Source organism: Lentibacillus juripiscarius, from assembly GCF_042685205.1.
In the GTDB taxonomy this organism is placed as follows: Bacteria; Bacillota; Bacilli; order Bacillales; family Amphibacillaceae; genus Lentibacillus; species Lentibacillus juripiscarius.
On sequence record NZ_JBHUNA010000018.1, the window covers coordinates 47,614 to 67,123 of the forward strand.

The 19,510-nt window shown below is 41.8% G+C and carries 17 protein-coding genes; 10 read left to right on the forward strand and 7 right to left on the reverse strand.

Annotated elements, in window-relative coordinates; translation table 11 throughout:
* Nucleotide 1 precedes the first annotated feature (1 nt).
* A complete protein-coding gene (locus ACFSUO_RS08055; protein WP_382392866.1) occupies nt 2-1,126 on the forward strand; it encodes a zinc-dependent alcohol dehydrogenase family protein in 1,125 nt (374 codons plus the stop codon).
* A 302-nt stretch (nt 1,127-1,428) separates the two neighbouring features.
* Here the strand turns inward: ACFSUO_RS08055 and ACFSUO_RS08060 are convergent, their stop codons facing one another.
* The gene (locus ACFSUO_RS08060; RefSeq protein ID WP_382392868.1) at nt 1,429-2,373 is read right to left on the reverse strand and encodes a glycine betaine ABC transporter substrate-binding protein; all 945 of its coding nucleotides are present in this window, start codon (nt 2,371-2,373) and stop codon (nt 1,429-1,431) included.
* Nucleotides 2,374-3,312: 939 nt separating this feature from the next.
* On the opposite strand from ACFSUO_RS08060, the gene ACFSUO_RS08065 reads away from it, so the two are divergent.
* On the forward strand, nt 3,313-3,552 hold the full coding sequence (locus ACFSUO_RS08065; RefSeq protein ID WP_382392870.1) for a hypothetical protein: 240 nt from the start codon (nt 3,313-3,315) through the stop codon (nt 3,550-3,552).
* 111 nt (nt 3,553-3,663) lie between these two features.
* On the opposite strand, the gene tnpB is transcribed toward ACFSUO_RS08065, so the two are convergent.
* The 4 genes from tnpB to ACFSUO_RS08085 form a co-directional block, all read right to left on the reverse strand.
* On the reverse strand, nt 3,664-3,846 hold the full coding sequence (gene tnpB / locus ACFSUO_RS08070) for an IS66 family insertion sequence element accessory protein TnpB (protein WP_382392872.1): 183 nt from the start codon (nt 3,844-3,846) through the stop codon (nt 3,664-3,666).
* A 105-nt stretch (nt 3,847-3,951) separates the two neighbouring features.
* A complete protein-coding gene (tnpA, locus tag ACFSUO_RS08075) occupies nt 3,952-4,155 on the reverse strand; it encodes an IS66 family insertion sequence element accessory protein TnpA (RefSeq protein ID WP_382392874.1) in 204 nt (67 codons plus the stop codon).
* A gap of 432 nt (nt 4,156-4,587) precedes the next feature.
* Nucleotides 4,588-5,580 (reverse strand): TAXI family TRAP transporter solute-binding subunit, encoded by a 993-nt coding sequence (locus ACFSUO_RS08080; protein ID WP_382392876.1) that lies wholly within the window; start codon nt 5,578-5,580, stop codon nt 4,588-4,590.
* 99 nt (nt 5,581-5,679) lie between these two features.
* Complete coding sequence (locus ACFSUO_RS08085; RefSeq protein ID WP_382392878.1) at nt 5,680-7,638, reverse strand: TRAP transporter permease; 1,959 nt, start codon at nt 7,636-7,638, stop codon at nt 5,680-5,682.
* A gap of 662 nt (nt 7,639-8,300) precedes the next feature.
* Here ACFSUO_RS08085 and ACFSUO_RS08090 point away from each other — a divergent pair.
* Together ACFSUO_RS08090 and ACFSUO_RS08095 are read left to right on the forward strand one after the other, a co-directional pair.
* The gene (locus ACFSUO_RS08090) at nt 8,301-8,522 is read left to right on the forward strand and encodes a hypothetical protein (protein WP_382392880.1); all 222 of its coding nucleotides are present in this window, start codon (nt 8,301-8,303) and stop codon (nt 8,520-8,522) included.
* Nucleotides 8,485-8,874: a hypothetical protein gene (locus ACFSUO_RS08095; protein WP_382392882.1), complete on the forward strand. Its 390-nt coding sequence runs from the start codon at nt 8,485-8,487 to the stop codon at nt 8,872-8,874. Before ACFSUO_RS08090 ends, ACFSUO_RS08095 begins: the two co-directional genes overlap by 38 nt.
* Nucleotides 8,875-9,221: 347 nt before the next feature.
* On the opposite strand, the gene ACFSUO_RS08100 is transcribed toward ACFSUO_RS08095, so the two are convergent.
* On the reverse strand, nt 9,222-10,538 hold the full coding sequence (locus ACFSUO_RS08100) for a nucleotide sugar dehydrogenase (protein WP_382392884.1): 1,317 nt from the start codon (nt 10,536-10,538) through the stop codon (nt 9,222-9,224).
* A gap of 189 nt (nt 10,539-10,727) precedes the next feature.
* Between ACFSUO_RS08100 and ACFSUO_RS08105 the strand changes: the two genes are divergently transcribed.
* From ACFSUO_RS08105 to ACFSUO_RS08115, 3 genes are all read left to right on the forward strand, one after another.
* Nucleotides 10,728-11,720, forward strand: a complete 993-nt coding sequence (locus ACFSUO_RS08105) for an LCP family protein (protein ID WP_382392886.1) — start codon at nt 10,728-10,730, stop codon at nt 11,718-11,720.
* A 118-nt stretch (nt 11,721-11,838) separates the two neighbouring features.
* Nucleotides 11,839-12,222, forward strand: a complete 384-nt coding sequence (tagD, locus tag ACFSUO_RS08110; protein WP_382392888.1) for a glycerol-3-phosphate cytidylyltransferase — start codon at nt 11,839-11,841, stop codon at nt 12,220-12,222.
* Between the two features lie 144 nt (nt 12,223-12,366).
* A complete protein-coding gene (locus ACFSUO_RS08115) occupies nt 12,367-13,386 on the forward strand; it encodes an LCP family protein (RefSeq protein ID WP_382392889.1) in 1,020 nt (339 codons plus the stop codon).
* 63 nt (nt 13,387-13,449) lie between these two features.
* Here ACFSUO_RS08115 and ACFSUO_RS08120 read toward each other — a convergent pair whose 3' ends face one another.
* On the reverse strand, nt 13,450-14,523 hold the full coding sequence (locus ACFSUO_RS08120; RefSeq protein ID WP_382392890.1) for a glycosyltransferase family 4 protein: 1,074 nt from the start codon (nt 14,521-14,523) through the stop codon (nt 13,450-13,452).
* Nucleotides 14,524-14,683: 160 nt separating this feature from the next.
* Here ACFSUO_RS08120 and ACFSUO_RS08125 point away from each other — a divergent pair, with 160 nt between their 5' ends.
* The 3 genes from ACFSUO_RS08125 to ACFSUO_RS08135 all read left to right on the forward strand — a co-directional run bounded on the left by ACFSUO_RS08125 (nt 14,684) and on the right by ACFSUO_RS08135 (nt 19,388).
* Nucleotides 14,684-15,403 carry a GntR family transcriptional regulator gene (locus tag ACFSUO_RS08125; protein WP_382392892.1) on the forward strand — a complete coding sequence of 240 codons (720 nt, stop codon included), beginning with the start codon at nt 14,684-14,686 and terminating at the stop codon, nt 15,401-15,403.
* 835 nt (nt 15,404-16,238) lie between these two features.
* Nucleotides 16,239-17,702: a sodium:solute symporter family protein gene (locus ACFSUO_RS08130; RefSeq protein WP_382392894.1), complete on the forward strand. Its 1,464-nt coding sequence runs from the start codon at nt 16,239-16,241 to the stop codon at nt 17,700-17,702.
* 21 nt (nt 17,703-17,723) lie between these two features.
* Entirely contained in the window at nt 17,724-19,388 is a 1,665-nt protein-coding gene (locus tag ACFSUO_RS08135) for an amidohydrolase (protein WP_382392896.1), read from the forward strand.
* Nucleotides 19,389-19,510 lie beyond the last annotated feature (122 nt).

Consider the following 19,510-nt stretch of genomic DNA (forward strand, 5'->3'; position numbering starts at 1 on the left):
TGTGAAAACACGAGTAGCTGTTTTACATGAAATGGGTTTACCAACACCATATGCTGAAAGCAAACCATTAAAGATTGAAACGTTGGAATTGGATGAGCCAAAGCAAGATGAAGTATTAATACAGATAGGAGCGGTTGGCCTATGTCACTCCGATCTTTCGGTAATCAATGGGAGCCGTCCTAGACCAACACCGATGGCTTTAGGACATGAGGCAACAGGAGAAATCGTCCAAGTCGGAAAAGGGGTGACGGACTTTGAAAAAGGAGATCACGTCGTATGCACCTTTATCCCAAGTTGTGGACAATGTCTCCCCTGCAAAGAAGGCCGTCCTGCATTATGCGAGCGTGGAGCCAAATCGAACAATGATGGTGAGATGCTAAATGGAGGCAGGAGACTCAATTCAGAGCAGGGAAAAATTAATCATCACTTAGGTGTTTCAGGATTTGCGGAATATGCGGTTGTTTCCACGAATTCGATTGTAAAAGTTGATCCGGAAATTCCATTTGAGCAAATCGCAGTATTCGGGTGTGCGGTTATTACCGGGGTCGGTGCGGTCATTAATACTGCCCAAGTGATGCCTGGAAGCAGTGTAGCTGTTGTTGGTCTTGGTGGTATCGGTCTAAACGCAGTGATCGGAGCAAAACTTGCCGGCGCACGGGAAGTTATCGCCCTCGATATCAACCCGGATAAGTTTGATATAGCCAAACAGTTAGGGGCGACCGCTGTATATGATTCCAGTGATTCGGACGTGGTGGATCAAATAAAATCAGCAACCGGTGGAGGGCTCAACTATGTGTTTGAAACTGCCGGAGCTGTTCCTGCAATGGAAGTTGCTTATCAAATTACAAAACGGGGAGGCACTACTGTCACAACGGGACTACCACATCCAGAACATAAATTTTCATTTCCGCAAGTGACCCTTGCAGCAGAAGAACGGACTGTAAAAGGATCTTACGTTGGAAGTTGTGTTCCTTCGCGGGATATTCCACATTTCGTCGAGCTATTTAAGCAAGGAAGGTTACCTGTCGATCAGCTTCTATCCGATACACTTACGTTGGATGAAATCAATGAAGGGTTCGACAGACTACAGAATGGAGACGTTGCACGACTCGTAGTGAAAATGTAAATAGTAACTCAATTGCAAAGTCTCCTTAAACAAATGGCAACAACCCTCATTTGGATGGTGCGGTTGCCATTTGTTTGAGATTGAATATGTCGACTTTAATGTACCTTGTATTGCCTATGTACAGAACGAAAAAAGAAGGAATTCACAATTCTGTTGGCAAGAGTAAATACACTTTCATTTTGCGTTTCGCTGCAAGCTCTTTCCGTAGCTTTCTGGCACACACTAAAGTATTACAGGGTCTGGCCTAATATCCTACCACACGAATAAAGTTGAATCGTTCGTCCTGATAACAGGAAAGGTTATTACTTCACACCCTCCGTCCATGTCTCCACCTTATCCTGGTTATCATTGACCCATTTTTCTCCAGCTTTTTCAGGATCCATTCCATTATGAATCATACTCATCACTTCGCCCATATCCTCAGATTCCCATTGAAATTGCTCCAGAATCTTATATGCAGCAGGCGCATCTTCTTTCAATTTTTCTCGGGCAACCGCATGTATACTATCCGGTTCGCCGTAATAATTTTCGGGATCTTCCAGATATTTCAGATCCCATTCGATGAACGCCCAGTGCGGCTCCCAAAGCGTCACAATGACAGGTTCTTTTGATTCTATAGCTCTTTTTAATGCAGCAGTCATGGCCGGACCGGAGCTGCTTTGCAATGTCCACTCATCAAGTCCGTATCCCGGCATCACGTCATTTTCTGTAATTTTCATTTCGCCTGCACCAGGGTCGATTCCGACAATGGTCCAATCAGTATTATCCCCAATATTATTCTTGTTCTCCGCCATATCTTCAATGGAATCAATATTGACATAGGAAGGTACAGTCAAGCCCATGGTAACACTTTCTTCCATTGTTACACCGATATCATCAATCTGATCGCCAAATTCATCCCAGTAATCAGCATGTGTATTTGGCAGTGTCACAGCACCTACTGAAAAATCCCCAGATCCACTGGCAAGCCCTGAAAACATGGCGCCCGCCTCCACCTGTTGTGCGTTTATCTCATATCCTACGTCTTCAAGTACGGCTTTGACAACATTAACACTCGCAACAGTAGATGCCCAAGAAACATAGGGCAATGACAGCTCTTCCTGGCCAAGCTCAATTGTATCTTCATTTTTATTGTTATTTGCAGAATCATTTCCATTCTCGTTTTGGGTGTTGCTGTTCCCGCATGCCGACAGCATAAAAGCAAACATGACAACAACCAAACTAATTACACGAAGTTTTTTTACCATATAAAATGCATCCACCCCTTAAACTATTTACATTCTATACTACCCAATAAATTTTAAAACTATCAATCGTGATTATTGATAGCTTTGGCCTATATCGTTCATATTTCAACTTTATCCCTGCATATACTCATATTTTCTCAAAATTCCTATATCATGTCTGTAATAATTAAGGTAAATCTAAATAGCATCCTTTAGAATGCACTTTGCCATATCGATGAAAAAGTAAGATTAATTCAAAAGAGGATCGTATGATGCCCGAGACGTTCTCGCTTCAGCAAGATTTCCAGTCGCTTGGGTCAATCATAGTCCCCAAATGATCTACTAAATGTGAGGAAAATAACCTTAACCTTCGACACCTTTTCACATTCTTATTGCCCGGGCAATATTTTAGGGAAATATGTCATTGAAACGGGCGTTGGTACAAAACCAGACAACTCGAAGGTAATAAATGTTCCCAGGCTACGATAGGAACGGGACCGATAAATGACCGTTTATTTTCCATAATCGACTGTCATATAGAAAAAGTGTCATGCTGAACTTGGACATGACACTTTTTCTTCCCCCAATTCGATTGTAGTAGTGACGAAACATGGTGATACTGCATGGATCCGGAAACTGCAACTTTTTATCTCCACCATTCCGGGGAGTGTTCATTTTTATGTAGCGGAAACTTTCTATTTCAGTTTAGCAGTTACACTTCGTATCTATAATCTAGTTAAACCGTTTGGGGCAGCACGGAAATTTCTATTTCTGAACTCCTTCAGTTGATCTTTACAAGGATGAAGATACAATACAGTCGGAAGTATAGCTCCCCTTTGGAATAGACAACAAAGCAAGTCTATTCTCTCACTGACCTGCATATTGTTTTATCAAGGTGACGTTCACCTCTTGAAATGGTGTTGTGTAATCGAACTTTCAATGTCAAAGGAGGAGAAGTGTATGTCAGAAAACACGAATGGTACGACGATAGGAAAGTTTGGCTACAAACAAGAATTAAAACGTACGCTATCATTTAAAGATTTACTCGTTTATGGCCTCATTTTCATGGTAGGCTTAGCCGAAATTGTTCTTCGTACCATTTTTTTGCCTCTAACGCCTCGTTTTCCATCTCAAGCTTTTCATTTTGCGCTTTATAATATTCAATTGATTTGTTTGATGTATGCGCTGTTTTCTCCATAAAATAAGTATACGAAAAAGAACCCGATTTGCCTTTTCGAATTCCCGTATTTTCATATTTCAATTTTTCATAGAATGGTACGTGCTTTTACTTCCCGGTGTGCCTGCTTCTGCTCAATTGGCAAACCATCCAACAGCCAACGAAGTTGGCGTGGGCTGTAATACGAACAGACAAGGGGAAAAGGGATCAAGATCAGAGCATTCTTTTACAATGACCGCCAGCCCATCGATGGATTTGCGAAGATCTGTGTTGCCGCGTGCCAAGTACACGCGCTCGAATTGAAAATTCGTCAGCATTGGTTTTGCAGGACATGGATGATATCGGACAGTAGGCCAACATTAGCACCTGGACGTACCTCGACGGAGATGGCGTCAAAGTGAATAAAGATGGGTCCTTTTCCTTCAGGAGCTATGGTTTCTTCGTCTACTTGGACGGCGAGCCATTGTGTTGGCTCCGTTTCCGGAATTCTCGAATCGCTGTACCCAATAGTACATTTGGTGGATTTTGATTTCCTGATTACGACACCATTCGGCTACACTTAGTCCACTTTCTTTCCAAGCATCATAGCGTGCTTTCCATTCTATTCGTTTGTCTTTTAGGGTCATCGCATAACCTCCTGAAATAATTTCTAAGAAGATTATCGCATGGATGCCCTTTTATTCCTATGTGTATTTTATTTGACGCTTACATCTGAATTAATTTGGAATGTCGGGATAAAGGGATGGAGGTGTCTTCTGTCTCGCTGCTAGAAATTGTGACGGGCACCTTTGCCAATGAATACGGGCGGTGACTTAAGACTTTTTTGGGCGGAGAGCGGTTGAGAGGATTTCCAAAAAGATTCAATGACCAACAGCCTTCTAAGCTGTTGGTCATCGGTGGTGAAGCAATTAATTGAAATAGTTATACATCCAATTCAAATTTTTAATTAAGGAAAAAAAGTTGAAATATAATATAGAGGCCTACAGATAAGTAGACCTCTTTATCGTGTCACTTTGAACGATTTTTTCGATTGTGTACACTAGATAAAAAATCAAATTCTACTTTTCATCCAAGTATTTTAGCACACCCGGATGTAAATCTTGTTCCTCCAACCCTTCTACCATTGTATCTTCATTAAAATCAGATAATACGGAATCTACTTCTTCTAATTCATCCCTATTTTCCATTATGACCTTTGTTATTTTATAAGCCAAGTCCTCTGGTACCTCGCTACTCATTACAAGGTTTGTATAGGAACCAACTGTGGATACCCCCTCATCCTGTCCATCATAGGTACCTGCAGGCATATCCATAGGTACAATTCCAGGGACTTCCTCCTGTATATATTCCTGTACCTCAGGTTCCAGTTCTACAAATTTAATATCATCTTGTGCGTTAAGCTCCATAATAAACCCTGACGGTGCTGCTGTCATACCTATTGCCACATCCGCATGGCCATCTTTCACTAAGCCAGTCATGTCAGAATAGCCGGTATAAGAGACACTGCCACCATTCTCCCGTATCGAGTCATAAGATATATCATAATAATTTAATATTTTTTCAACATGTTGAACCGTTGCATAAGATGCCTCCCCCGGAAGAATATCCTTATCACCAAAGTCTGCATATGTTTCAATTCCGCTATCCGCAAGCGTTACCGTTTGTAAATGAGACTTATATAATGATAAAAACGTATTGACGTTTTCAGTGGCTCCATCTTCTTTAAATACACCAGTCCCAGTTAATCCGGACATAACGTCATTTGTGAAAGCATATCCAATTTGAGCATCGCCCTTGTCTACCAACTTGATATTTTCATATCCACCACCCTCATTTACTGTTACATTAAGACCAGGTATTTCCCGCATTAGTATTTCAGCGATTCCTGCAGCCGTATTGTACCATCCGCCACCAATTGGACCGGATGAGATTACAATGTTAGACATTTCAAGATCCCCATCATCAGAAGATTCTTCCTCCTCTGATCCGTTGCAAGCTCCCAAAATAAGTAACATGAGCACCAACAATGTCATTCCCAGTAATTTTTTCATTAAATTCCCTCCTCATACTTGATTAACGATACTGGATTAAATTCAGCAAGAAACTGGAACTGTTCTATTTCCACCCCCTTAAAACTTTTAAAAGATTAATTAACTACTCAAATCTTCCTGAAAACGAGTGACATGGGGGTTCTTTTTATGCTGATTGAACTGAATGATGACAAGAATAAGCAACATCATCATTCCAATTCCATCTGAAACGATTCCTGAATACATTAGAAATACTGCACTTATGAAGCCTGTAAGTCTTTCATATATTTTCATATCAGTTAACATCCAGCCGGACAGCGAAGTCGTTAATGCAAAGAGTCCCGCTACAGCAGTCAGAATAGCTACAACCGTATCCACTATGCTTCCCTGTAACAGCAATGTTGGTCCAAACACAAACATATAAGGAATTATGAATGTACCCAAGCAAATCTTTAAAGCAGAAAATCCAGTCTGATTTGGATCTGAATTAGCAATCGCTGCTGCCGTATAAGCTGCCACCGCGACAGGAGGTGTGACATTTGACATAATCGCAAAATAGAACACGAATAAATGTGCCGCTATTGGGTTAACACCAAGGTCAACTAGAGCTGGCACCCCTAAAACTGCCAAAATCACATAAGCCGAAACAGTTGGCATTCCCATTCCCAATAATATGGAAGCAACCATAATTAGAACCAGTGAAAGAAGTATGCTTTCACCCGTAATACTCAGCACCATGGAAGAGAACTTGAGACCCAGACCTGTCAGGTTGACACTTCCAATTAGCAAACCGGCTGCAGCACAAATAACTCCGATTGAAACTGAATTTTTTCCTCCAATTTCTAAAGCGGCCAGAACATCCTTTAAACTCATTCTCGTACTTTTACGAAGCGTAGAAAGTACAATTATAGCGAGTATTGAATAAAAACCGGCGAGCTGTGGAGAATATCCCATGGCTAGGAGTGCTATAATCATAACAATTGGAAGAAACAGGAGCCACCCTTTCTTCATAACATCCTTAAAGTTCGGTAACTCCTTCTTTGGCAATCCCTGTAAATTGTTTTTTTTAGCCTGAAAATGTACCATAAAAAAAACCGCTAAATAATGAAGAACAGCAGGTATTAATGCATATAGTGCTAGGTATATATACGGCATTTTAAGATTAGCAGCAATAATAAAGGCTGATGCACCCATAATAGGCGGCATAAGCTGTCCCCCAACCGAAGACGCGGCCTCAACACCACCGGAAAAATGCGATTTATAACCTACGCGTTTCATTAATGGAATTGTTAAGGTACCAGTTGTCGCCACGTTTGAGACGGCAGCTCCCTGTGTCATTCCCATTAAACCACTAGCAAAGACGGACACTTTAGCTGGACCGCCACTTTTTGTACCTGTTAAAGAATAAGCTAGATCAATAAAGAGCTGACCAGCTTTTGACTTGAGCAAAAAGGCACCAAATATAATAAAGATGATAATGTAGTTCGACATTGCGCCTAATACAATTCCAAACATCCCAGAGGTAGAGTTATAAAAAGTAGCAACGATTCTTTCAACGCTGAAACCTGGATGTGTTAGCATACCAGGCATGTAATTTCCTAAGTATGCATATAAAACAAAAAGTAATATTAGGATTGATAAAAAGTTTCCGATAGCCCTTCTCGTCCCATCCAAAACCAGCAGCACTGCAATTATCCCCATAATGGTATCCGCACGATTTGGAATAGTCTTTCTAAAAAGAATATCCGGATACACCTGTAATGAATAAACTGCAACCAACACTGCTAGTAATAAAAAAATTGAATCAACAATGATGTTTAGGGACCTTATCTTGAATTTTGACGGAAACAATATAGGTACTAATAGTAAAATAAACGATAATGTGATAGATCTTTGCTGCCATGCTTCAAAGACACCAAAACCCGATGTATACATATGAAAAATTGACATTGATATAGCAATAACGGCGATCAAAGCCAATTTAACCAACTTTGATTTATGAACATTTTTATTAAATAAATTCTCAACACTGGATTTCGGATCTGTTTCTGGTGGTCTATCGCTTGTTTGACCTTTCATATTCAGGCTCCTTCCATGTATGAATTCGCTTTCATAAAAAGATGCTCAAGTCTAAATAAAATGACATTCATTTGTACAAGTGACATTTTATAGGTCAGATGAATAATTATCTTAATCCTAAAAGGTCACACAATATCTAAGTTTAAGTACTTACTTATAACCAATAAACTTCAGAATATAGAAATATTTTTGATTATTTTTATAATACTAAATACAATGATAAATGTCAACAGATTAATTACTTTCCTTCAGTAACTTTTTTTATTGTAAATATGACTTGATGAAAGAAGTGTTCCCGTGAATTATGCATCATGCACCTTTCAACAATAATTATTAACGACCTTAATTAACAAGTGGAAGTGCAAACAAATGATATCCATTTATCATGCATTACAGGTCTGCAATTCCCGTTCATAAAAGGGACTTAATCACCCTGGGTGCCACTTGTAATTTAGACGAAAAGGAATTTTTATAGTTCCTATAGTCAGTACTCCCTCACACTTAATGGTATTCCGAATCGATTCAAAAGCTTCTTGGTTCCGATTTGATAAGGAGTCTCCACATGGACGAAACCCAAACGAGAAGCCCCCATGTCCAATTTTGCGGTAAATGCAGCACTTTTCGGTGTTGGTAGCCGATTATAGGGGAAAGAAGTGTATGTAATGTTAGGAAGGGGCATCGCAAAAGAAATACCTTCTAAATACCTTCCTAACTTCCATAAAGTATTGGCCGTTCGGAACGATTTATCAGCTGGTTTCGTACAAGAATCAGCCGGTTCTAACGATTTTATCGACCAGTTTCGCACAAGTATCAACCGGTTCAACCCATTTATCGACCAGTTCCCTCATGTATCAACCGGTCCTAGCGATTTATCGACCGGTTAAGTATCAACCGGGTCAACCCATTTATCGACCAATTTCAATCAAGTATCAACCGGGTCAACCCATTTATCGACCAGTTTCACTCAAGTATCAACCGGTTCCTACCATTTATCGACCGGTTCCGCTCAAGTATCAACCGCTCCTAGCGATTTATCGACCAGTTTCACTCAAGTATCAACCGGTCCCTACCATTTATCGACCGGTTTCTCACAAGTATCAACCGGTCCTAACGATTTATCGACCAGTTTTCCTCAAGTATCAACCGGTCTTAACGATTTATCGACCGGTTTCGCCCAAGTATCAACCGCTCCTAGCGATTTATCGACCGGTTCACTCGAGTATCAACCACTCCTAGCGATTTATCGACCGGTTAAGTATCAACCGGGTCAACCCATTTATCGACCGGTTTCACTCAAGTATCAACCGGTTCCTACCATTTATCGACCGGTTTCACTCAAGAATCAACCGGTTCGATCAATTCGACCGTTTTTTTTCTGCTACCAGAAATCTAGTAGAAGATCAGCCCAAATAAAAACTCCATAATGAAAAGGAGTATCTCGACTCCTCCCATCATGGAGGTCATAAAGCTAAAATCATTCAATTCTCATTAACGGGACAAAATCCTGCTCGTACCCCCGCCAAAACTTGCCCAAATTTGGTGGGACAAAAAGCTTGTCCCCACATCCCGCCCACGTCCTGGCGTTACAAGCTCCAGTAGTGGTAACCGTGGGCTTCGCATCCGCTACGGTCCATGATGCCTTTTACGTCGATGAGGACTTTTTTGTCGTTATTCTTATACAGGGTGTCGAGCATGTCCAGGTCGTACTGTTCTTTGAATTCCTGGTGACCGACTGCCATGACGACACAGTCCAAGTCATGAAGCTGATCTTTTTCGACTAGTTCTATGTTAAATTCGTCGTACACTGCTGCCGCGTCGGCGTGCGGGTCATGAACAAGGACGTCAACGCCATAGTCTTTCAGTTCTTCGATGATGTCGATTACCTTGCTGTTACGCACGTCTGGGCAGTCTTCTTTAAATGTGATGCCCAGGATTCCTACCCTGGCGCCGCTGATTTCATGTTTGGCATGGATCATTTTTTTAATGATGTTGGAACCAATGTATTTTCCCATATCGTCATTGATTTTTCTGCCGGAAAGGATAATTTGCGAATGATGTCCAAGCTGTTCCGCTTTATATGTGAAATAATACGGGTCAACACCAATGCAGTGCCCGCCAACAAGACCTGGGGTGAACTTTAAGAAGTTCCATTTGGTGCCGGCTGCTTCCAGAACCGCTTTGGTATTAATGTCCATTTTGTTAAACACCATCGAGAGTTCGTTCATGAATGCGATGTTGATGTCCCGCTGTGAGTTTTCGATCACTTTGGCGGCTTCAGCAACTTTGATGGACTCGGCTTCATGTACACCGGCTTCAATGATCGAGTCATAGACATTGGAAACTTCGCGCAGTGCTTCCCCATCCGATCCGGACACGATTTTAATAATGCTTGTCAGCCGGTTGACTTTATCGCCGGGATTGATTCGTTCTGGGGAGTAGCCGACTTTAAAATCAGCGCCGAACGCTAATCCCGACTGTTCTTCAAGAATGGGAATACAGATCTCCTCTGTTGTTCCGGGATAGACGGTTGATTCATACACAACAATGGAACCTTCTGTCAAATTGCGGCCGACGGTTTCGCTTGCACCAATCACCGGATTCAGATTAGGTGTTTTGTCCGTATTAATCGGCGTTGGGACCGCGACAATATGGAATTTGCAAGCCTGTAGATCCGCTTCGTCGCTTGTGAACGTCATGCTTGTGTTTTGGACAGCGTCATCACCGACTTCATGCGTCACATCAATTCCAGTTAAATATTTATCGAGCTTCTCTTTATTCAGATCGAATCCAACGACGTCATATTTCTTTGACAGTTCAATCGCTAAAGGCAATCCGACATATCCCAGTCCAATGACGGCAATTTTTTCTTGTTTTGATTGCAGTTTTTCGAACAGACTCATTACTCATGCCTTCCTTTATAGCAGATTTCTTTACACACTTCGTCTTATATCCATACTATACGACTATATGTTACTTTTGTATACAATTTTATACGATTCGTCACAATATCACAATTTTCTCCTTCTCTTCATTGTTATTTCGTGCAACTTTTTGTAAAATGGTGCTATGAAATAAGGGGAGAAATCTTAATGTCTAAAAGGAAGAAATGGATTTTAATCATAAGTATACCTGTGCTTCTTATAGTAGTATTAGGCGGAGGTTACGCCACATACTTATATAAAAAAACGGAAGATACTGTAACAGATTCTCACGAAGATATCGGACGTAAAAATAAAACATCTGCACTCAGGGAGGAAAAAGTCGATCCCGTCGAGGATAATGTATCCGTACTTTTTATAGGTGTCGATAACAGCGAATTCAGAAACAATCAAAAGAGCCGTTCCGACGCGCTGATACTGGCTACCTTTAATAAAGAGGACAGTTCCGTTAAACTTCTCAGCATACCGCGGGATTCCTATGTGTATGTTCCAGAAGTCAACCGATATACAAAAATCAATCATGCCCACTTCTTTGGTGGTCCTAAAGCAACAATCGAAACTGTTGAGAGATTCCTGCAGGTTCCAGTGGACTACTATGCAAAGATTAACTTTGAAGGGTTTATAAAAGTGGTTAATTCTCTTGACGGTATTAAATACGATGTGCCGTACGAATTATGGGAATCCGACTCCAATGATGACAAAAACAGTATCCATTTAACTCCCGGATACCAAAAATTAAACGGAGAAGAAGCACTCGCATTAGCTAGAACCCGCAAATATGATAATGACATAGCCCGCAGTAAACGCCAGCGCGAAATCTTGAAAAAAATTGCTGATAAAGCAACATCCGCCTCCTCCGTCTTTAAACTTGGCGAGACAATCGATGCCATTGGGGATAATATGAAAACCAATTTGACTTTTGACGATATGAAGAACTTCCTGTCGTATGGCCTTGATGAGAACATCTCGATGGACACCATTCGTCTTGATGGCAGCGGCGGCTATATGGAGGATGGACTTTGGTACTACCAGGTGAATGACGAAAGCAAACAAGAAGTCAGAACTGAATTGCAAAACCACCTGGATATACAGCATTATACTGAATCAAATGGTTCGCCCGAAAATAATAAAAACAACACTTGATCACCAGGGACTGTCCATAGCAGTAGCAGTCTCTTTTCCCTTTCTGAAATGTAAATATACTTTGCAAAGGACAAGCTTCATAGTAAACTGAAAGTAATACCTTTTGTGAGGAGATACCATGAAAAAAGTCATAACCTATGGAACTTTTGATCTATTGCATCCCGGACATATTAATCTTTTGCGCCGCGCCAGAGAGATGGGCGATTACCTGATTGTTGCTGTATCTACGGATAGCTTTAACCATGAAAAAGGGAAACAAGCATACCACAGTTTTGAAGATCGCAGGGTAATCGTGGAGGCCATTCGGTATGTTGACCAAGTTATACCTGAAGAGAGTTGGGATCAAAAGGTCAGCGATATGAAAGAGTACGATATTGATATTTTTGTAATTGGCGATGACTGGAAAAATAAATTTGACTTTCTCAAAAACTACTGTGATGTCGTTTATCTCCCTCGAACAGAAGGTATTTCCACCTCAAAGATTAAAAGAGATCGATTCTAAAAATTGATATCAGATTGTAACTTTTTCTTAAATCAATTCGTCTATAATGTGTGGTATCCTTAGAACCGTATTGCGATATTAAGAGATGCTAGCTATAATAAGTTGGTTGATGTTTCATAGATTACTATTATGAGGAGAATAATAATGCAGCAACGTGTAGATATAAGAAAGCAAAAGAAGAAAAAACGACTGCGCCGGTGGGTTTATGTTGGTTTAACCTTGTTTCTGATGCTGGCGGGGGCTGTTGTATATATGTCCGTCCAGACTTACACAGCGGCAAGCGAATCATATGACGACTTAGGCCGTGAGAAATCGGATATGCGAAACGAGGCTGTATCGATTAGTGATGATCCAATATCCATGCTGCTGCTGGGTGTGGAAGATTACTCCACAAATGGTGCAAATGGCAGAACAGATACCATGATTGTTGCGACCTTCAATCCAGACGATGAAAAGCTGAAACTATTAAGTTTACCTCGTGACACATTAGTTAATATTGCAGGGAATGGAACAAAAGAGAAGATAAACCATGCGCATGCTTATGGCGGCAAAAAAATGGCGATTGAAACAGTTGAACAATTTCTTGATATACCGATTGACTACTATGCTGCAGTAAACTTCGAGGCTTTCCAAAACATTGTTGATATCCTTGGCGGCATTAAAGTCGATGTACCATTTGATTTTGAACAGAGAACGAAGAGAGAATCGGGCAATGAAATGCTGCAGTTCTATGAAGGGCCAATGAAGCTTAACGGCGAAGAAGCGCTGGCTTTTGCCAGAATGCGAAAACAGGATCCCCGCGGTGATATTGGAAGAAATGAACGGCAACAGCAGACTATCAAAGCGATTATCGATAAAGCAACTTCCGTAAGTACCGTCACCAAAATTGATGATTTAGCAGAAGAGATAGGCAGTAATGTCAAAACAAACATGAAAATCAGTGAAGGTCTCGGGTTCTTCAGAGAGTATTCTGATTTCAGCGTAAGCAATATTGATAAACTTACCCTTGAAACCTATCCACGGACTATTAGCGGGTTATCTTATCAAATTCCAAATCAGGAATCACTTGCTGAGGTTCAAGCGGAATTAAAAAAACACCTTGAATTACAAACACCGGACAGTCAAACAAATGCGGAAGCAACAACTACAACAACTCAGGAATGATTAAAAAAACACTTTTAAACCAGCTGCTGGTTTAAAAGTGTTTTTTATTTGGTGCAGAGAACTTTATTCCACTTTCCCTGGTCCCAGTATCCTTCTAAGCCTGTTCAGAATCGGCTGATGGCCCATGGCAACTCCAGCCAGTTCTGCAATAAGCTGCATTCCAACAATGATCATACCGAAAATAATGAACGATGACAGCATTGTTCCACTATTAAATACAATGGCCATACCACCGAAGAAAGCACTGAATCCATAAATAATCAAAACCGCTGTCCGGTGACTGTACCCCATCTTCATTAACTGATAGTGGATATGCTTTTTATCAGCTGTTGCAATCCCCTGCCTATTAATCGCCCGCCGTATGATCGCAAGCGTCGTATCAAAAAACGGAACAGCAATAACAATAATAGGAATAGCAAAACTGAACAAGGCCACATTTTTAAACAAGCCGAGCATCGAAACGACAGCAATGGAATAACCTAGGAGAAGAGCTCCTGTATCCCCCATGAAGATGGTGGCAGGGTGAAAATTATAATATAAAAACCCTATACAGCTTCCTATCAGGATGACACACAAATAGGCCACAACTATTCGATAATCCATCACTGCCATCACCAGAATACTAGATAGGCCAATTACGGAGACACCTGCCGCCAGGCCGTCCAGGCCATCGATCAGATTAATCGCGTTAGAAGCTGCCAGCACCCAAATAATCGTAATCACATACGCTAGGCCGTCTAAATAAACTGTTCCAAAGAAAGGAACCGTAAGCTTATCAATTACAAGACCGGATGAGACAAGCGTAAGCGCGGCAAGCAGCTGACCGGCAAGCTTATAATACGGCTTCAGTTCAAATATATCATCCAGAATACCAGTAACCAGCATAATACAGGCCCCTATAATGACTGCCTGCATTTGTGGATGCTCCGGCTGCAGGTATAAAAAGCCCGCCAAAGCCCCTATAAAAATACCGACTCCGCCAAAGCTAGCCTTCGTTTTATCATGACTCTTCCTTATATTATCCGGTTTATCTACAATGTCCAGTTTAATAGCTATTTTCCTGATTAGTGGCGTTACAAAAAATGTCGTCAGTGCAGAAATCACAAAAGCGATTACTAAATCAGCGGTATCAATCACAGTAACACCTGCTTTTAACTATTTTAGTATACTCCACTATGAATTATACCATATTTCAATGGACTTAGGCACTATCTATTCTATGATTTACTATAACGGTGTGCTTTAATTTGTGTTAAACTATAACTATATCTAACTATTCAAACAAAAGGTGAATGTTATGGCATTAGATTATACGAATTCTATTCCGCTTTACATACAATTGAAAGCTAAAATTGAACAAAGGATATTGGAAGGCACCTATACTGGAAAAATCCCCAGCGAACGTGAGCTTATCGACGAATACTATGTCAGCCGCAGTACAGTCAGACAGGCCATTGACGCTTTAACGAGAGAAGGCACGCTTGAAAAGAAGCCCGGTCGCGGCACCTTTGTGGTATTAAAACCTATTAATGACTGGCTTGGAAATTTAAGCAGCACCTCAGAGACCATTCAGCGCATGGGAATGGATCCCGGGGCCAGGCTTGTCCACTCAGAGGTGGTCCAATTGCCGGAAGAGCTCCAGAAATCAACCGGACTGACAGAAGCAGTTCATTTTAAGCGTATCCGTTATGCCGATAATATTCCCATGGGAGTGGAAAATAACTTCTATCCTACAAAACTGGGCAAAAAGATTAAGAAATACGATTTAAATAAAGTATCTTTATATGATTTGCTTGAACAAGAATTAGGAATCCGGTCACTGGAAGCGGACCAAGTCATCCGTTCCGAACAGATTAACAAGGAGGATGCAAAACTGCTGGAAGTTGCAGCAAGCACCAGTATGCTGATTGCCGAAAGGAAGCTAGTCGATATAAATGGAAACTTTGTAGAATATGAACACGCCTCCTACCGCTCAGATATGTACTCATTTAATATAAAACTTTCGAGAAAGAAATGAAAATAAGTGTAAAGTAAGAGGCTGGGATAAAACGAAAATGATCAACATGAAAACCAAGTTGTAACCGGAATATTCTTGTATAATGCTGGGGTGAGTTTTAACCACCGCTACAGAAAAATACTTCGCTTTCCGGGGGCGGCTGATGAGCCTCCTCGTGCTGTCGCACTGCGGGGTCTCATCTAGGCCTTTGCTCCCCCAGGAGTCTCCGTATTTTTCTTTCGCTGGTTTAGGTGGAAACCCATCATATTAATAATCCGAACTGATTTGACATCCATTAGGAAAGATGTCAAATCAGTTCGGATTTTTTCATTACTTTAACACCTTTTTCCAGCCTCTTCTTTTAATGCGTGTTCAAAAAGGAGGATAAAAAGAACCGGTCGGCTAAGGTCGCAACGTCCTCGAAAAAGCAGAGCACTTTTTCTTCGTGCGATGTAGTGCTGCCGTAGCTTTCCTTGTCCTGTTGCAACGCAGACATTAGCACGTCCTGTGCGTCAAATTTCGAGGCGGCGTAGTTTCGAGCAGCGGAATGTATGTATTTAGATACATGAGCACAAGGAATGCTACCCTGAACCCGCATCGCACGCAGGAAAAGGGCTTTTCTTTTCTAAGGAGCGGGGAAACAAGCCAACGAAGAAATTCGATGTGTCATTTTTACCGGACTTTTTTGAACAAACTCTTTTATGCATTTTTTCCTCAGCAACTGGTTCGAACGTTATAACAATATTGAATTTTGCAACAGTCAGCACGTAAAATACTGAACACAGTCACATTGCGGCTGTTACACACAATTTCGTTTACTAAATCCAGTTAAAGTACAGAAGGGATGTGAAACAAATTGAACTGGTATCTATTTTGGATCGGTGCTTTCCTTATAGGGATTTTTTCGGTAAGCATTTATTACTCCAGAAAAATCAAAACGGCCGATGAATACACGATGGCCAATTTCAGCCTTGGGTTCTTTCCGATTTGCGGTACCATTATCGCAACATCCCTTGGTTCCGCTGCGGTAATTGGTTCGTCCGGCAAAGGATTTGAAATTGGTCTTGGCTGGTTCCTTACCAAGCTTCCTGTTGCGTTCTTTTCGATATTGCTTGCCGTCGTCCTGGGGTCCACCATCCGCAAATTAAAACTGTATACGCTCCCTGACTTGTTTGTCCGCCGCTTTGGAAAGGCATCTGGCATCATCCCATCCCTGATCATCAGTATTCTGTACATGACACCGACGTTTGGGATGCAGATTGTCGGCATGGGGTCCGTCCTGACTACTGTTCTGGACATATCTGTTACAACTGCGATGCTGGCCGGTTTCGTTATCTCGGTCATTTTTACTCTGATGGGCGGTTTGCCGAGTGTAGCCTGGACCGATGCTGTTCAGTCCGTTTTAATTCTTGCGGGTCTTATTTTCATGTTCATATTTGGGCTCAACTATGTAGGCGGGCCGGATGTGGTTATGAATAATACGTCCCCTGACATGTTTAACCTGTTCAGCATGGATACAACAGAGCTGATTAACTATCTAATCATCTTTGGTCCGTTCTATCTGGTCTGGCAAACCTCATGGCAGCGCATTTCATCTGCCAAAACTGAAAAAATAGCCGTGCGTGCAGTATCCACAGGGTTTATCATCACCTTTTTCATTGCCTTGTTCTCCATCGGAATCGGGATTATTTCGCTGCAAGTACTTCCCGCTGGCACAGACCCAGACCTTGTCTACACACAGTTTCTTTCTGCTGTGTTTCATCCAGCCATAGGTGGCTTGTTCATGGTATCACTATTTGCAGCCGTGTTGACAGGCGCGACATCCTTCCTCTTAAGTGGAGCGATGAATATATCAAAAGACATTTATCAGGGCTGGATGAATCCTGATGCCAGCAGTCAAGAAGTGCTTAAAGTCTCCCGTCTGTCCGTAGCCGGTATGGCAACACTTGGGCTGTTGATTGCCCTCTTTATTACAGATGTTATTGCTATCTATTCCTATGCCCTGGCATTATCAGCAATAACAATGGTTACACCGGTACTTGCCGCCATGTTCTGGAAGCGGGCAACCAAAACAGGAATGCTTACCAGTGTTATCGGTTCATTAATTGTTGCCGTTATCTGGAGTTTACTCGGAAAACCATTTGGACTGCACGAGATTATTCCGGGAATGATTACTTCATTGGTTTTGCTTGTTACAGTCAGCCTTGTCACGAAACATTCAGCTGATGAAAAAGTAATTGCCTATTATTTTGATTTAAAAGAGGAAGAAGATCCGTCACTGGCCATGGAAGAAGGCTACGAAGGTACAGTGGCAAAATAAAAAAGAAATGAGGGATTTGAAATGGGTAAAGCTGATTTAGTATTGACGAATGCGAATGTGCTGACGATGGATGACAGCAATCCGCGTGCAGGATCTGTGGCAGTTGAGAATGGCCGTATTACTGGAGTCTGGAACACACCTGAACCGCCAAAGGATGCTGTTGACATGACAGAGAAAACGTCTGTCGTTAATTTACAAGGTGCCACGCTGCTGCCAGGGTTTATTGACACACATAACCACATCCTGATGTATGCGCTGATGGCAGATAAAGTCAATTGCAGCACACCTCCAAACCATTCTATCGAAGACATTTTGCAAGCCGTTACTAATAAGGCGCAAGAATCGTCCAATGGTGGCTGGATTGAAGGCTTTGGTTTTGATGATACGCTTATTAAAGAAAAGCGCCATATTACCCGAGATGACCTGGACAGGGCGGCACCTGATCATCCTGTTTTCATCCGGCATATTTCAGGACACCTCGGATACGCCAATTCTCTTGCGTTGGAGTATGCCGGTTTGGATGACTTCTGTTCTGATCCGCAGGCTGGTCATTTCGGTCGGGATGAACAAAATTCCTTAAATGGTGTTTTATATGAACATGACGCAATCGAACCCGTTTTTAACAAAATACCCGGCAAAACGGTGGATCAGATGACTGCTGACCTGGGAAAAGCAGCTAGCGAATACCTCACACACGGCATAACAACCAATTCAGATGCTAAAGTAACCGACCTGGAAGAACTGGAAGTACACCTGAAAGCTGCCAGACAAGGATTAAACCCGATGCGGACTAGGGTAATGATCATGCACGACCTGCTTTCCGATGAGAAGGCTTTTGGAACATACACTGCTGAACAGCTGAACCAGGAAATACTGGAAAGTTCAAATGGAATGGCAGCACTCGACAGCGCTAAAATGTTTCAGGACGGGTCCATTCAAGGCCTCACCGGGGCATTGCGAAAGCCATATTATAGGGAGCCGAACCTTTACGGGGATTTCATTCATGAACAGAACACCTTCCAGGAAGAAGTTCTTGATTTGCATACCAGAGGCTTCCGGATAGCAACTCATGGAAACGGCGATCGTGCAATTGGGTCCATTATTGATGCGTATGAATATGCATTAAAAAAGAGACCAAGCGAACATCATAAGCACCGGATTGAACACGTGCAGACAGGAACACCAGATGATTTACGCCGCATGAGGGACCTGGGCATCGCCGGATCATTTTTCATCAACCATGTTTATTACTGGGGCGACCGGCACGAAAATATATTCCTTGGGCCTGAACGAGCACGACGCATCAGCCCTTTAGCAGATGCCATTGCCGAAGATCTACTTTTTACATTACATTCCGATTGTCCGGTCACACCTATATCCCCACTCTTTTCCGTATGGGCAGCGGTGAACCGAGTAACAAGGGAAGGCAAAATCTTAGGGCCGGACCAGCGTACCGATGTGATGACCTCCCTGAAATCGATGACCATTTATGGAGCCAGCTTAAACTTCGAAAAGGAACACTCCGGCAGTATCGAAGTAGGGAAACAGGCCGATTTTGCAGTACTGGAGGAAGATCCAACCGAGGTAGACCCAATGACGATTAAGGATATTTCGGTTAGAGCTACGTTTATTGGCGGGGAGAGAGTTTATGAGAAGGAGAGTTTAACTACATTTTCATCAAAATAAATTAGATTTTAAATTGATTAAGCGCTCATTATTTTTTCTACCAGTTTTATTGAGAGATGAATGAGTGCTTTTGTATTACATCTGTGCCAATATATAGTAAAAGCTTGCATATCCCTTTAAAG

Bases quoted from the DNA above. Each gene is read 5' to 3' on its own strand.
- ACFSUO_RS08060 (WP_382392868.1), bottom strand. From the start codon at position 2,373: ATGGTAAAAAAACTTCGTGTAATTAGTTTGGTTGTTGTCATGTTTGCT.
- ACFSUO_RS08065 (WP_382392870.1), top strand. From the start codon at position 3,313: ATGTCAGAAAACACGAATGGTACGACGATAGGAAAGTTTGGCTACAAA.
- tnpB (WP_382392872.1), bottom strand. From the start codon at position 3,846: ATGCTGACGAATTTTCAATTCGAGCGCGTGTACTTGGCACGCGGCAAC.
- tnpA (WP_382392874.1), bottom strand. From the start codon at position 4,155: ATGACCCTAAAAGACAAACGAATAGAATGGAAAGCACGCTATGATGCT.
- ACFSUO_RS08080 (WP_382392876.1), bottom strand. From the start codon at position 5,580: ATGAAAAAATTACTGGGAATGACATTGTTGGTGCTCATGTTACTTATT.
- ACFSUO_RS08085 (WP_382392878.1), bottom strand. From the start codon at position 7,638: ATGAAAGGTCAAACAAGCGATAGACCACCAGAAACAGATCCGAAATCC.
- ACFSUO_RS08090 (WP_382392880.1), top strand. From the start codon at position 8,301: ATGTTAGGAAGGGGCATCGCAAAAGAAATACCTTCTAAATACCTTCCT.
- ACFSUO_RS08095 (WP_382392882.1), top strand. From the start codon at position 8,485: ATGTATCAACCGGTCCTAGCGATTTATCGACCGGTTAAGTATCAACCG.
- ACFSUO_RS08100 (WP_382392884.1), bottom strand. From the start codon at position 10,538: ATGAGTCTGTTCGAAAAACTGCAATCAAAACAAGAAAAAATTGCCGTC.
- ACFSUO_RS08105 (WP_382392886.1), top strand. From the start codon at position 10,728: ATGTCTAAAAGGAAGAAATGGATTTTAATCATAAGTATACCTGTGCTT.
- tagD (WP_382392888.1), top strand. From the start codon at position 11,839: ATGAAAAAAGTCATAACCTATGGAACTTTTGATCTATTGCATCCCGGA.
- ACFSUO_RS08115 (WP_382392889.1), top strand. From the start codon at position 12,367: ATGCAGCAACGTGTAGATATAAGAAAGCAAAAGAAGAAAAAACGACTG.
- ACFSUO_RS08125 (WP_382392892.1), top strand. From the start codon at position 14,684: ATGGCATTAGATTATACGAATTCTATTCCGCTTTACATACAATTGAAA.
- ACFSUO_RS08135 (WP_382392896.1), top strand. From the start codon at position 17,724: ATGGGTAAAGCTGATTTAGTATTGACGAATGCGAATGTGCTGACGATG.